This window comes from Bradyrhizobium sp. WSM1743 (assembly GCF_000473065.1).
Lineage (GTDB): Bacteria > Pseudomonadota > Alphaproteobacteria > Rhizobiales > Xanthobacteraceae > Bradyrhizobium.
The window spans coordinates 90,602-103,923 of record NZ_AXAZ01000017.1; the positions used below are offsets into that span (position 1 = coordinate 90,602).

The following is a 13,322-nucleotide window of genomic DNA, read 5'->3' on the forward strand; positions in this document are numbered from 1 at the left end:
GATATCGTCACCACAAGGATTCCCTTCAATTCTGTCTCGCCAGCGACGGGCATCTGGTCTAAATCCAGGTCCGAAGAGCTGCACAATGACAGCTCGCGCAAGGGTAGAAAAGAGATGATCGTTCGAATCGTGGCGGCTTTGGCCGTGGTGTTGCTGACAAACCTTTCGGCACATGCCCAGCAGGTGCCCTCGCGTCTCGACGAGATCATGAAGCGCGGCACGCTGCGCGTCGGCATGACCGGCGACTACAAGCCCTTCACCTATCTGGACAAGACCACGCAGCAGTTCAGCGGCTTCGACGTCGACATGGCGCAGGCGCTCGGCAAGGCCCTCGGGGTTAAGGTCGAATTCGTGCCGACGGCCTGGCCGAAGCTGATGAAGGATTTCGAGGCCGACCAATTCGACATTGCCATGGGCGGGGTCTCGGTGACGCTCGACCGGCAGAAGAAAGGCCTCTTCTCCATGCCGATCATGCGCGAAGGCAAGACGCCGATCGCGCGCTGCGCCGACGTCGGCAAGTACCAGACGCTCCCTGATATCGACAAGAAGGGCACCCGCGTCATCGTCAATCCCGGCGGCACCAACGAGCGCTTCGCGCGTGCCAACATCAAGGAGGCCGAGATCACCGTCTTCCCCGACAACACCGTGATCTTCGACGAGATCGCCAAGGGCAATGCCGATCTGATGATGACGGACGCGTCCGAGACGCGCTACCAGCAAAAGCAGCACGCCGGCGTGCTCTGCGCGGTGCATCCGGACAAGCCGTTCGATTTTTCGGAGAAGGCCTACTGGCTGCAGCGCGACATGGCGCTAAAAGCCTTCGTCGACCAATGGCTGCACATCTCCATGGAAGACGGCAGCTACAAGAAGATCTACGCGGCCTGGTTCGACTGACATGCGAAGGGAATTAGCGGTCGTAATTGCGCTCGGGATCAGCGGGGTCCACGGTGCGGTCGCGCAGACGAAGTTCACACCCGCGACCGGGCCGGCATGCAAGGACGAGTCGACCGACGAGCTCGGTCTGTGGACCTGCCCGGGACCGGCCGGCTATGTGATGCGCTTTGCCGACGAAGGCAACATCGTATCGGTCACGATTGCGCCTCGGAGCGGAATCGAGAAGGTGTCCGGGCCGACCGCGCAATGGCGCGGCTCCGGCAAGTCGTTTGGCGAAAAGGTGCAATGGATCATGCGAGCCGGCGTACCAAGGGCCGCGGTGATGCGCACCTGGCGACGAGTCGACGAAGATGAGAGGGAGCTCCAGGAGCTCTCCGTGTTCGCGATCAGCGGCGCAAATGCCTGCCTCGTGGGTTCGGTCGATGTCCATACCGATAAGGCGAACGACGCAGCGCTTGCCCGCGCCCAACAGGCGGCCCAAGCGGGTTGTCCGCCGAAGTAGGCGCGGCGCACTGATGTTTCGCCCATCAGGCGCGCCGCATTGGACCGGGCGCCGCCAGGCCCAACTCCGGGCGGAGTTCAGCACTATTGAACCAAGATCGGTGAGAGGACGACTCATAGCTTGAAAGTGATCTAGATCACGCTACGTGACGGGGCCGGAGCGTAAGCGTCGACGCGGGGACCACCTGCTCAGGAGACGGAAATGAAGAAGCTGTTGGCGTTGGCCGCATTCCTTTTGGCGAGCACCGCTGCTCAGGCGCAATACACCTTCGAGTATGGCGGGCGGACCATCCGCATCGATCCCGACCGCGGCACGGTGCAGATTCCAGGCGTCTACGACAACACCGGCCAGAGCAAGGCCAAGAAGGCCAAGAAGAACGAGCAGGCGCCGCAGCAGGCCACGGTCGACCCGCAAGCGCCGGCAGCTCCAGCACCAGCCCCCGCTCCTGCTGCGCCGCCCGCAGCCGTGCAGGCACCCGCGGCTGCCGCCGTCGCGCCGCCTCCCGCACCGCCACCGCCGGCTGCGGCAGCAACCACGACCGCCACCACCACGCCGGCCAACACGGCTGTCGTGCCGCCCCCTGCACCGCCTCCGGCACCTGCTCCCGTCGAGCAGCAGGCGGCGCCCGCCGTGGCGCCGCCGCCCGCACCGACCGTGGCTGCCGCCCCGCCTGCGCCGCCTCCGCCACCCGCTCCGGCTCCGGCGCCTGCCCCCGCTCCCGTTCAGGCTGCCGTCGCGCCACCTGCTCCTGCAACTGCGCCCACGCGTGATCTCAATTCGCCGGTCGGCGTCTGGCTCACCGAGGAGAAGGAAGGCAAGGTCCGCATCGAGCAATGCGGCACCAACCTCTGTGGCTATTCGGTCGACAGCAAGTCGAACCAGAACGGCGAGCAGGTCCTGATCAACATGAAGCCCGGCAAGGACCAGAAATGGTCCGGCCGCATCCTCGATCCGAATTCCGGCTCGACCTACGATTCGACGATCGCCATGAAGGGCACCGACCGGCTGCGCGTGCAGGGCTGCGCCTTTGGCGGCATGTTCTGCGGCGGCCAGACCTGGACGCGGGTGAACTAGAGCTTCTCGAACTCTCCCAATACCGAGTCATTCCGGGGCGCGCGAAGCGTGAACCCGGAATCTCGAGATTCTCAGGTGCGCAATTGCGCACCATAGTTCGGCTCTGCGAGCCGCCCGGAATGACGGCGGAAAATGCGTGCGCCGTCTCACACCTCTCGACCGGGGCGTGACAACGCTCACATCGCGGGTTCCACGCTCATGCCATGATCCTCCCATGATCAACGCAGGGGCGTGTCATGACTGGATTTCGCAAGGGTCTTTTCGCCACCATTGTCGCCATCGCCTTCCAGCTCACTCAGGCTGATGCTGCGACAAGCAGCTTCGACGGCGCATGGAACGTCCGCATCACGTCGTCGAACCAGGCTTGCGGCAACGGCGCGACCGTCGCGATCGGCATCAACAATGGTCAGATCGTCTCGAGCAGCGCTGCGGTGACTGCGTCGGGCCGCGTCGCCGAAGCCGGCAGCATCAACGTCACCTTGAGCAGCGGCATCAAGCGCGCCGTCGGCTTCGGCCGCCTCAGCGGCACGTCCGGCTCAGGTACCTGGCGCGGCGCGCTGTGCACGGGGACGTGGACGGCCGAGCGGATGTGAGCTTCCGTATCCCGGACAAGCGGCAACGCGGAGCGTTGCTGCGCAGAGCCGGGACCCAGCACTTTAGTGGCCAGAGGACTCTAGGCCCCGGCTAGGCCCCGGCTCGGCGACGCATCGCCTTAAGGCGATGCGTCTTGTCCGGGGCACGCGCGTCAGCCGACGGCCGCGCCGTACTCTGCGTCCGTGACCGGCTCCAGCCAGGTTGAATAGACGCCGTCGAGCGCTTCCTGCATGGCGATGTGGCACATGCCGTTGGTCGGCGATGCGCCATGCCAGTGCAGCTCTCCCGGCGGAATCCAGACGGTATCGCCGGGGCGGATCTCGCGGATTGGGCCGCCCTTGGACTGGACGCGCCCGACGCCGGAGATGACGTAGAGCGTCTGCCCGAGCGGATGGTGATGCCAATTGGTGCGTGCGCCCGGCTCGAACGCGACGCGCGAGCAGTTCAGCCGCGCCGGCGCGGGCGCCATGATCACAGGGTCCTGCCACACGGTGCCGGTGAAGTTTTCCTTGGGCGCGCGGCGGGTCGGCCGCGTGCCGGCGACTGTAATCTCCATGGGGTCCTCGCTTCCGTTACTTCTTGCTGGCGGCGTAGCGCGCCTTGGTCTCGGCGTTCATGGGATAGAGGCCGGGCAGCACGGCGCCGTTGTTCACCTCGTTGACGATCCAGGCCTCCATGCGCTCCTGCTCGACGCCCTCGGCGAGGACGTGGTCGAGCATCGCCTGAGGGATCAGCACGCAGCCGTCCTGGTCGGCGACGACGATGTCGTTCGGAAACACGGCAACGCCGCCGCAGCCGATCGGCTCGCCCCAACCGACGAAGGTCAGGCCCGCAACGGAAGGCGGCGCGGCATAGCCGTCGCACCACACCGGAAGATTGGTGCCGAGCACGCCCTCGACGTCACGCACGACGCCGTCGGTGACGAGCGCGGTGACACCGCGCTTGACCATGCGCGCGCAGAGGATGTCGCCGAAGATGCCGGCATCGGTGATGCCCATGGCATCGACCACGGCAATGCAGCCCTCCGGCATCGCCTCGATGGCGGTGCGGGTCGAGATCGGCGACGACCAGGATTCCGGCGTCGCCAGATCCTCGCGCGCCGGCACGAAGCGCAGCGTGAAGGCCGGCCCAACCAGCCGCGGCAGCCCCGGGCGCAGCGGCCGCGCGCCGCGCATCCACACATTGCGCAGGCCCTTCTTCAGCAGGACCGTGGTGATGGTGGCGGTGGTGATGCCGGCGAGGGTCTTGCGGGCTTCGGGGGATAGCGACATGGACGAGAACGAGCTCCGAGGTGCGGGAAAGAACGCGCGCATCTTGCGAGCCGCAGCCCTTGCGTCAAGGGCCAAGAGGCTAGCAATAACGCAGGGCCGCCGGGCTATTATGCGACGCGATAACAAGGCTTTATCGCGCGCCCCAGGATTAATTTATTGGACTTGCGGGCGCATTTACGCGAAGCAGGACGAAGCGGAACTCGAACGCCCGGGGCCGCATTCTTCAGAAGCCCGATTTCGACAGCTCTTCGACAGCTCATGGCCGCGACGCTTCCCCCGCCCCGCCTTCTGCCCAGTGGCGACAGCGCCGTCACGGTCGAGTTCAGCCGCACCATCGATGAGGACGCCAACCAGCGCGTGCTGGCGCTGGACAAGGCGCTTGCGGCAAGCCCGATCGACGGCATCACCGAGACGGTACCGACCTATCGCTCGCTGCTGGTGCATTACGATCCCGGCAAGATCGGTTTCGATGCGCTCGGCCAAAAGATCCTCCCGATCGCCACCCGGCCGCTGCCGCCGGTCACCAAGGCGCGCCGCTGGCGCATTCCCGTCGCCTATGGCGGCGAGCATGGCATCGATCTCGAGGATGTCGCCAAGGCGCTGAGCACCACGCCCGACGACATCGTTGCCCGGCACGTCGGCGGCGACTACAAGGTCGCCATGATCGGCTTCACGCCGGGCTGGTCCTATCTCAGCGGCCTCGACAAGTCCCTGCACATGTCGCGGCGGCAAAATCCGCGGCTGCTGACGCCCGCGGGCACGATCTCGATCGGCGGCGTCCAGGCCGGCATCCAATGCCTGGCCGCGCCAAGCGGCTGGCACCTCCTGGGCCGCACGCCTGTCAGAACCTATCAGCTCCATCGCAATCCGACCTTCCTCACCGAACCCGGTGATCGCGTGACGTTCTTCGCCATCGACCACAAGACATTCGAGGAGATGGACCGCGCTGCGGAAGCCGGCGAGATCATCGCCGAGCAGGTGGTCGCATGAGCCGGCTCGTTGTTGCCAGCATCGGCCCTGCAAGCTCGGTCCAGGATGGTGGCCGCCACGGCGCGCAGCGCTACGGCTTGACGGTCAGCGGCGCGATGGACCGGCTGTCGCTGGCGGCGGCGAACACGCTCGTCGGCAACGAGCCTTTCGCGGCCGCCGTCGAGATCGGCCCGTTCGGCGCCTCCTTCACCGCCCGCGACGGCGCCGTGCGCGTGGCGATATCAGGCGCGCCGCGCAATGCGGACGTCGCCGGAAACCCGGTCGCGATGGACACATCGGTGACGCTGAAGGATGGCGAGACGCTGACGCTGGGCTTTGCCCGCGGCGGCGCCTTCACGTACCTCGCAATCGGGGGCGCCATCAAGGGCGAACCGGTGTTCGGCAGTCTCGCCGTGAATGCCCGCGCCGGCCTCGGCAGTCCCTACCCGCGCCCGCTCCAGGCCAGCGACGAGTTCACGGTCGATGCCGCGAGCGGTGCACCGGAGCTGCGCATCGAGCTGCCGAAGCCGGCGAGCGGCCCAATCCGTGTGCTGTTGGGGCCGCAGGACGACGAGTTCGATGAAGCCAACAAGGCCCTGTTCCTGAACAGCGAATGGAAGATCTCGGCAACCTCCGACCGCATGGGCTACCGGCTCGAGGGGCCCGCGATCAAGCATCTGCATGGCCACAACATCGTCTCCGACGGCACCGTCAACGGCAGCATCCAGGTGCCCGGTAACGGCGCGCCGATCGCGCTGATGATGGACCGCGGCACCTCCGGCGGCTATCCGAAGATCGCAACCGTGATCACGGCCGATATCGGACGCCTCGCCCAGACCTCGGCAGGAACCGCATTCCGCTTCAAGGCCGTCAGCATGGCCGAAGCGCAGGACGCGGCGCGCAAGTTTGCGCAAGCGATCCGCAGCCTGCCCGATCGCCTGCGCTCCTCCGACACCGTCGCGCTCAACATCGAGGCGCTCAGCGATGCTAACGTGGCGGGCTATGCGGTCAGCGCGGTCGATGCCGGGACGTGGCAGGTCACGGCAGAACCGTAAACGGCAACAAGACCAGAGGCGGAGAGCACCCCATGAAGACAGTCGATCTTAATTGCGACCTCGGCGAAGGTTTTGGCGCGTGGGAGATGGGCAACGATGCCGCCATGATCGAGCTGGCGAGCTCGGTCAACGTCGCCTGCGGCTTCCACGCCGGCGACCCCGACATCATGCGCCGGACGGTGGAGCTGGCAAAGGCGCGCGGCGTCTCGGTCGGCGCGCATCCCGGCTACCGCGACCTGCACGGCTTCGGCCGCCATCCGATCGCCGGGCTCAAGGCCTCCGAGATCGAGAACCTCGTCGCCTACCAGATCGGCGCTTTGCAGGCGATCGCAACCGCGGCCGGCCACAAGGTCACCCATGTGAAGGCGCACGGCGCGCTCTCCAACGTCGCCTGCGAGGACGACATGACCGCGAAGGCGATCGCCGCCGGCATCAAGGCGGTCGATCCCAGCCTGATCTTCGTCGTGCTCGCCAATTCGAAGCTGGTGAAGGCGGGCGAAGAGGCCAATCTGCCGATGGTGCACGAGGTGTTCGCCGACCGCGCCTATGAGGACGACGGCAATCTGGTCTCACGCAACAAGCCCGGCGCGGTGCTGCACGATGCCAAACTGATTGCCGATCGCGTGGTGCGCATGGTGCAGGACGGCGCGGTGGTGTCGGTGACAGGCAAGGTCATCAAGATGCGCACGGATACGGTCTGCATCCACGGCGATACGCCGGGCGCGGTCGAGATCGCACGCGGCGTGCGTCAGGCCTTGAAGGCTGCGGGAATTGAGGTCGCGCCGTTCAAACGCGGGGCGTGAGGTTTGTCGTCATTCCGGGATGATGCGGAAGCATCAGATCCGGAATCTCGAGATTCCGGGTTCGGCTTCGCCGCCCCGGAACGACAACTCAAAACGGATGCACCGACAGCGTGCCGAACACAATGGCGGCAATGACTGCAAAAGCACCGTACATCGCAACGTGGTGCATACTGGCCCCGGTCCGACGCGAGAGCGAGCGCGCGTAGAAGTGCAGCCTGGCTTCAGCCGATAGTTCGCGCATGGTCGATCTCCAACGCCCCATTTGCGGGAGTATGAAGGATCAACCAGAGCGGGAGGCAAGACGGTGGTGGAAATAGCGATGTGCCTCCTCCGAAGAGGCGGCATCGCAGCTATAAATTCTCTTGAAGTGGGAGTTCCGAGAATCTTATTCGTTCAAATCCGAGCCAGTTGGAACCGGCTCGGATGACAGTGGAATGACAGTCGTTAGTACACGTCGGCCTGGAAGCGGCCGGTCTTCTTGAGCTCGGCGACGAAACTGACGGCCTCATCCGTCGAACGCGCGCCGAACTGGGCGACGATGTCGACCAGCGCGCGCTCGACGTCCTTGGCCATGCGCTTGGCATCGCCGCAGATGTAGAGATGCGCGCCTTCGGCGAGCCAGGTCCACAGCTCGCGGCCGACTTCGCGCATGCGGTCCTGCACGTAGAACTTTTTCTCGCCGTCGCGCGACCAGGCCAGCGACAGTCGCGTCAGCAGACCCGAGGTCTTCATCGCGTTGAGCTCCTCCTGGTAGAAGAAATCGCAATCGCTGCGCTGATGGCCGAAGAACAGCCAGTTCTTTCCGGGCGCGCCGGTCGCCTTGCGGTCGAGCAGGAAGGCGCGGAACGGCGCGATGCCGGTGCCGGGTCCGACCATGATGATCGGCGTCTTCGGATCCTGCGGCAGGCCGAAACCATGCGCCTTCTGCACATAGACCTTCAGCTTCTCGCCTTCGGCGATGCGCTCGCCGAGGAAGGTCGAGGCGACCCCGAGGCGCTTGCGCTTGCCGATGACGTAGCGCACGGAGTCGACTGTCAGCGACAATTTTCCCGGCGTCGCGTTGTGCGAGGACGAGATCGAATAGAGCCGCGGCTGCAGCGGCTCCAGCGCCTCGACGAAAGCCTCCGGATGCGGCCGCGTGCCCGAAAACTTCTGCAGCGCCGCCATGACGTCGAGGGTTGCGGCATCGCCATCGGGATCCTCGCCCTGCGCCAGCGCCCGCGCCTTCTCGCGCTGCGCGCCGCCGGTGATGAAGGAGATCAGCTCGAACAGCGTGTCGGGCGCCGGCGACAGCGAGACGTCGTCGATCAGCACCTCGCGCAGCGTCTTGCCGTTGACCTTGGTGGTGTGGGAGGCGCCGAGCAGCGCGATGATCTGGTCGACGAGGCCGACATCGTTGCGCGCGAACACGCCGAAGGAATCACCGACCACGTAGTCGAGCTTGCTCTCGGAGAGATCGAACTCGATGTGGTAGGTCTCCTTCTCCGACTTGCCCTTATTGAGAAGACGGCGCGACAGGAACATCGCCTCGGTCGGATTGTCGCGCGAGCGGCCGGGCTCTGCGATGGTCACGGTCACGGCCGGCGCCGGAGCGTCCGGCTTGTCCGCCGCTTTGGCCATCGGGGCCTTGTCGAGCTCCTCGTACAGCGACTTCAGCATCCGCGCGGTTTCCTTGCCGCCGGGAACGCAGAGATTGAGCCGCGCTTCGCTGCGGCTCGCAATCGCTTCCGAATAGTCGTGGCAGTTGTAGCCGCACTGGCCGCAGTCCTGCTGCGCCATCGCCGCCATCATCTTGCGGCGCAGGGGGCGCCCTTCCGCGAGCTTCATCCGCTCGGCGATCGGCATGGTCTGGTCGTGCCATGGCGCTTCGCCGTCGTCACCATCGCCGGCCTGCATGACGGCGGCGCCCTGCTCCGCCGACAGCGGCGTTGCGACATCAGGCGAGAGCAGTCCGGCAAAGAAGCCGTTCAGCCAGGAGCGCTGCGCGTCGGAGAACGGTGCGCTGGCGGGAATGAGATCGAGTTTCGGCGGAGGGGTGATCTGGTTCATGCGGACACCTGTGCATCGGCCAGCTTGCGCAGCGTCTCGCCGTCATGGCGGCGCGCAAAGGACAGGAAGGTTTCTTCGGGAGATGAGCGATGGGCGATGTAGGCCTTGAGCAGTCGTTCGACCGTCTTCGGCGCGTCCTCGGCCTTGAGGTCGTGATAGACCTCCTGCCCGACATCGGCGTCGGGACCGAACCCGCCGCCGGTGAAGAGGTGATAACCCTCGACCGTGTCTTCCTCGCCGGCCGGCACACGCGCGCCGATCAGGCCGATGTCGCTGATGTAGTGCTGCGCGCAGGAATGGTGACAGCCCGTGACGTGGATGTTGACCGGCTTGTCCATCGCGACGCGCGGCTCGCACCAGTCGCCGATCTCGGCGGCATGGCGCTTGGTATTCGCCGCGGCAAAGCGGCACCCGGCATTGCCGGTGCAGGCGATCAGGCCGGCACGGATGTGCGAAGCCTCGACCGCGAGCCCGATCTGCTTGATGGCCGCGATCGCAAGCTCGACATTCTCGTCGCGCACGCCTGATATCAAGAGGTTCTGCCAGACCGTCAGGCGGATCTCGCCGTCGCCGAGGTCGCGTGAAAGCTTGGCGAGGCCTCGCATCTGATCAGAGGTGAGCTTGCCGAGCGTCAGCGACACGCCGATCCAGTTGAGGCCGTCCTGCTTCTGCTTGTGCACGCCGATATGAGCCATGCGGTCGGCGGCGGGCCGCGGGAGAAACGCCTCTTCCGGCACGCGCGTGAACGGCGCCTTCAGCCGCTCCTCGACCAGCTTGAGGAAGCCGTCATGGCCCATCGCGTCGAGCACGTATTTCAGCCGCGCCTTGTTGCGGTTGGTGCGGTCGCCGTGATCGATGAAGACACGCACGATGGCGTCGGCAACAGCGGTCGCCTGCTCCGGCTTGACGATGATGCCGGAATATTTTGCAAAGTCCTTGTGGCCGGTGATGCCGCCAAGGCCGAGCCGGAACCAGACGCCGGGCTCGACGCCGAAACCGTCCTTCACCTCATACGCGGTGAAGGCGATGTCGTTGGTCTCTTCCAGCACCGCGATCCTGCCGGCGCCGTCGAAGGCGACGTTGAACTTGCGCGGCAAACCGTAGAGCGAGCGGTCGTTGAGGATGTGGTAGTGCCACTCGCGCGCATAGGGCCGCGTGTCGATGATTTCCTGCGGATCGATGCCGGCCGTCGGGGTTCCCGTCACGTTGCGGATGTTGTCGGCGCCGGAGCCGCGCGAGCACAGGCCGAGATCCTGGATGCCTTCGATCATTCTGATCGCGTGCTTCGGCGGGATCTCGCGCAGCTGGAGATTGGCGCGTGTCGTGACGTGGCTGTAGGGGCCGCAGAGCTCGTCGGCGAGATCGGCAAGGCCCGACAGCTGCCAGTGCTTCATGATGCCGTTCGGAATGCGCAGGCGGCACATGTAGGAGTCCTGCGTCGGCGCGACGTAGAAGATGCCGTAATAGCGCCAGCGGAAATTGTCTGCCGGGCTCGGCGGGGTGTTGTCGAGCGCCTGCTGGCGCAGCCGCGGATAGGCGTCGAAGGGATGCTCGTCGCGCTTGAACTTCTCCTGGTCGGCGAGCTTCTTGCCCGACGCGATCACCTTGTCCTGCGCCTTGATGTGCACGGCGTCGGGACCGGTCGGCTCGGCATTCGCCTTGCTGGCGGCGCCACCGAGGCCGCGGCCGACCCGGCTGATCTGCAGACCGGTCGTGAAGCCTTCGAGATAGCGTTTCTGCTCGTCGGTAAAGTCGACTGAGAGCGTATCGATTTTCATGGTCGGTAACGAAGCTCCTGCGGCCACCAAAGTGGCTTCGACGGATTGGCGCGACCCGCGAGGAACTCGGGCTGGCTCAGGAGCCGGCTTCGTTACCCACGGTCCGATCAGCTTCGTTGCTGCGGGACTTGGCTCAGCAGGCACCTATGACAAGCTGGCCGCAGTGCAATATTCAAGTTGCGTGCCAGCTTGGTCGAAATAAAAATGGTTGCAGTTTCAGACGATTAGGAGAAGCCCCGGAAAATGCCGGTCTCGGAACTCTCCCGAAATTCGAGCAGCTAGCACAAAGATTAGCCAACGAACTTGCGTGCTCAAAAACAAAGCAGGTTCGAATCAGGCCTTCCAGCGCCCAACCGCGAAGGCCTCGAGATGTCCCCGGATGTTGCCAGGGTCGAAGACGGGGCCGGCAAAGGCGCCGAACGCTGCGGGCGCTTCGGCGGGCGCCCCGTTGCCGAGCGCCGCGTCGTAAAGATCGGGCCTGAACACCGCCATCGCCGTCTTGACGCCATCAGGGGTCAGCGCCGTCTGCCCCCACCGCACCATCTGCGCATAGAGCCAGGCGGCCTGCACCGGATCGGGGCGGCCTGCCTCCTCGCGGCCCACCAGGAGATAGCGGCCGCTTTCCCGGAATGTGCCATCGGGAGAAATCTTCAGACGCCCTGTCAGGGTGCGTTGGATGACTTCGGCATCGACGCCGATCCGCTCGGGCTGCGCCAGGATCCGCGCCGTTTCGGTCCGATTTTCCGGACGCTCGATGAACTCGGCGGCTTTCACCGCCGCCCGCACCAGGCTCGCGACCACGTCCGGATGGGCCTCGGCCCAGGTCTGGCGGACCGCCAGCACCTTCTCCGCCGCACGGACCAGGATGTCGGAGACGAAATGCAGGATGTGACCGATGCCGAGGTCGACCGCGAGCGAGTTCCAGGGCGCGCCGACGCAGAACGCATCGACATGGCCGTTCTTGAGGCTGTCGACCATATAGGGCGGCGGCAGCACCACGAGGCGCACGTCCTCGTCGGGATCAACGCCCGCCGCCGCCATCCAGAACCGCAATTGATAGTTGTGGGTGGAGAACGGGAAGGTCATGCCGAAGGTCAGCGGCTCGGCGCCGGCCTTGCGCCTGACGGCAACGACCTTCGCCAGCGCCTTCGCGGTGGCCATCGGATCAAAACGATCGCCGTCGATCTCCTCCATCAGCGCGGCATGCAGCGCCGGCGACACTGTGATCGCATTGCCGTTGATGCCGAGGTTGAAGGGCGCGGCGATCGGCACCTTGACGTGACCGAGGCCGAGCGAGGACGCGATCGCGACGGGCGCCAGCAGATGCGCGGCGTCGAACAGGCCGATATTGAGCTTGTCGCGCACGTTGGACCAGGAGACCTCGCGCACCAGCTCGACCTCGAGCCCTTCGGCGGCGGCAAATCCCTTGTCGACCGCAACGATCAGGGCGGCGGCATCGACCAGCGGAATGAACCCGATGCGGAGGGTGGCGGTCATTTCAGCATCTCCGACGCGGTGATGATCGACTGCGCGATCTCGCCGATTTTCTTCTTCTCGCGCATCGCGGTGGAGCGCAGCAGCACATAGGCCTCGTCTTCGGTCAGGCCCTTCACCTTCATCAGGATGCCCTTGGCGCGTTCGATGATCTTGCGGTCCTCGAGTTGCGACTTGGTCCGCTCCAGCTCCTCCTGGAGCTTGGCGAAGGCGTTGAAGCGGGACACGCAGAGGTCGAGGATCGGCTTGATGCGCTCCTTCTTCAGCCCGTCGACGATATAGGCGGATACGCCCGCCTCCACTGAAGCCTGGATCGAGGCTGAATCGCTCTGATCGACGAACATCGCGATCGGCCGCTTCACGGCGCGGCTGACCTGGAACATCGCCTCCAGCACGTCGCGGCTGGGGTTTTCGAGATCGATCAGGATGATGTCGGGGTCCACCGCATAAATACGGGCGAGCAGGCTCTGCATCTCGCGGATATGGACGACCTGGGTGAACCCGGCCTCCCGCAACCCCTCCTCCAGGATCGCGGCCCGGATCGGGCTTTCGTCGACGATCACGATTTTGGGCGACTGTTCGGCGCTCATAGCTCACTCACCACCAGTGATTCATCCATAGCACGCCGGAACGCCCTGCAAAGGGTTGTAATTATGGGCAATTGGGACTAGCTCAGGCTCGTCAATCAGGCAGATCAGATATGGATCCGACGGCTGCGCCCAAGGTCAGCTTCGTCTCGCTCGGGTGCCCTGAGAAAACGGATGTAAACTTTCCGTGCCGCCCGCTCGCAAGAAAACGCTCGCGCAGGCGGTCGTGTCCTCGTTAAGGTAAGACTTCAG

The 13,322-nt window shown here is 65.3% G+C and carries 14 protein-coding genes; 7 read left to right on the forward strand and 7 right to left on the reverse strand.

The genetic code is table 11. The features are described from left to right. The first annotated feature begins 114 nt into the window (after positions 1–114). From YU9_RS0114090 to YU9_RS0114105, 4 genes are all read left to right on the forward strand, one after another. On the forward strand, positions 115–894 hold the full coding sequence (locus YU9_RS0114090; RefSeq protein WP_027573423.1) for a transporter substrate-binding domain-containing protein: 780 nt from the start codon (positions 115–117) through the stop codon (positions 892–894). A 1-nt stretch (position 895) separates the two neighbouring features. Continuing rightward, complete coding sequence (locus tag YU9_RS0114095) at positions 896–1,396, forward strand: hypothetical protein (protein WP_051380388.1); 501 nt, start codon at positions 896–898, stop codon at positions 1,394–1,396. A gap of 201 nt (positions 1,397–1,597) precedes the next feature. Further along, a complete protein-coding gene (locus YU9_RS0114100) occupies positions 1,598–2,470 on the forward strand; it encodes a DUF2147 domain-containing protein (protein ID WP_027573425.1) in 873 nt (290 codons plus the stop codon). Between the two features lie 236 nt (positions 2,471–2,706). Further along, positions 2,707–3,063, forward strand: a complete 357-nt coding sequence (locus YU9_RS0114105; RefSeq protein ID WP_027573426.1) for a hypothetical protein — start codon at positions 2,707–2,709, stop codon at positions 3,061–3,063. 152 nt (positions 3,064–3,215) lie between these two features. Here YU9_RS0114105 and YU9_RS0114110 read toward each other — a convergent pair whose 3' ends face one another. Together YU9_RS0114110 and YU9_RS0114115 are read right to left on the reverse strand one after the other, a co-directional pair. Then, complete coding sequence (locus YU9_RS0114110; protein ID WP_027573427.1) at positions 3,216–3,620, reverse strand: cupin domain-containing protein; 405 nt, start codon at positions 3,618–3,620, stop codon at positions 3,216–3,218. 16 nt (positions 3,621–3,636) lie between these two features. Next, complete coding sequence (locus YU9_RS0114115; RefSeq protein ID WP_027550912.1) at positions 3,637–4,335, reverse strand: ribonuclease activity regulator RraA; 699 nt, start codon at positions 4,333–4,335, stop codon at positions 3,637–3,639. Between the two features lie 258 nt (positions 4,336–4,593). Here YU9_RS0114115 and pxpB point away from each other — a divergent pair, with 258 nt between their 5' ends. From pxpB to YU9_RS0114130, 3 genes are read left to right on the forward strand one after another with little or no spacing between them, the layout of a single operon-like run. Then, positions 4,594–5,325 (forward strand): 5-oxoprolinase subunit PxpB, encoded by a 732-nt coding sequence (gene pxpB / locus YU9_RS0114120; protein WP_027573428.1) that lies wholly within the window; start codon positions 4,594–4,596, stop codon positions 5,323–5,325. Next, positions 5,322–6,359 carry a biotin-dependent carboxyltransferase family protein gene (locus YU9_RS0114125; protein ID WP_027573429.1) on the forward strand — a complete coding sequence of 346 codons (1,038 nt, stop codon included), beginning with the start codon at positions 5,322–5,324 and terminating at the stop codon, positions 6,357–6,359. The genes pxpB and YU9_RS0114125 overlap by 4 nt, the downstream gene beginning before the upstream one ends. A gap of 32 nt (positions 6,360–6,391) precedes the next feature. Next, entirely contained in the window at positions 6,392–7,162 is a 771-nt protein-coding gene (locus YU9_RS0114130; RefSeq protein ID WP_027573430.1) for a LamB/YcsF family protein, read from the forward strand. Between the two features lie 88 nt (positions 7,163–7,250). Here YU9_RS0114130 and YU9_RS47655 read toward each other — a convergent pair whose 3' ends face one another. The 5 genes from YU9_RS47655 to YU9_RS0114155 form a co-directional block, all read right to left on the reverse strand. Further along, positions 7,251–7,403, reverse strand: coding sequence for a hypothetical protein (locus YU9_RS47655; protein WP_036017269.1), 153 nt, complete (start codon positions 7,401–7,403; stop codon positions 7,251–7,253). 203 nt (positions 7,404–7,606) lie between these two features. Beyond that, entirely contained in the window at positions 7,607–9,211 is a 1,605-nt protein-coding gene (locus YU9_RS0114140; protein WP_027573431.1) for a sulfite reductase subunit alpha, read from the reverse strand. Next, positions 9,208–10,989, reverse strand: a complete 1,782-nt coding sequence (locus tag YU9_RS0114145; protein ID WP_027573432.1) for a NirA family protein — start codon at positions 10,987–10,989, stop codon at positions 9,208–9,210. The genes YU9_RS0114140 and YU9_RS0114145 overlap by 4 nt, the downstream gene beginning before the upstream one ends. Before the next feature lie 333 nt (positions 10,990–11,322). Further along, the gene (locus tag YU9_RS0114150; protein WP_027573433.1) at positions 11,323–12,486 is read right to left on the reverse strand and encodes a CmpA/NrtA family ABC transporter substrate-binding protein; all 1,164 of its coding nucleotides are present in this window, start codon (positions 12,484–12,486) and stop codon (positions 11,323–11,325) included. After that, the gene (locus YU9_RS0114155; protein ID WP_008564898.1) at positions 12,483–13,073 is read right to left on the reverse strand and encodes an ANTAR domain-containing response regulator; all 591 of its coding nucleotides are present in this window, start codon (positions 13,071–13,073) and stop codon (positions 12,483–12,485) included. Before YU9_RS0114155 ends, YU9_RS0114150 begins: the two co-directional genes overlap by 4 nt. Positions 13,074–13,322 lie beyond the last annotated feature (249 nt).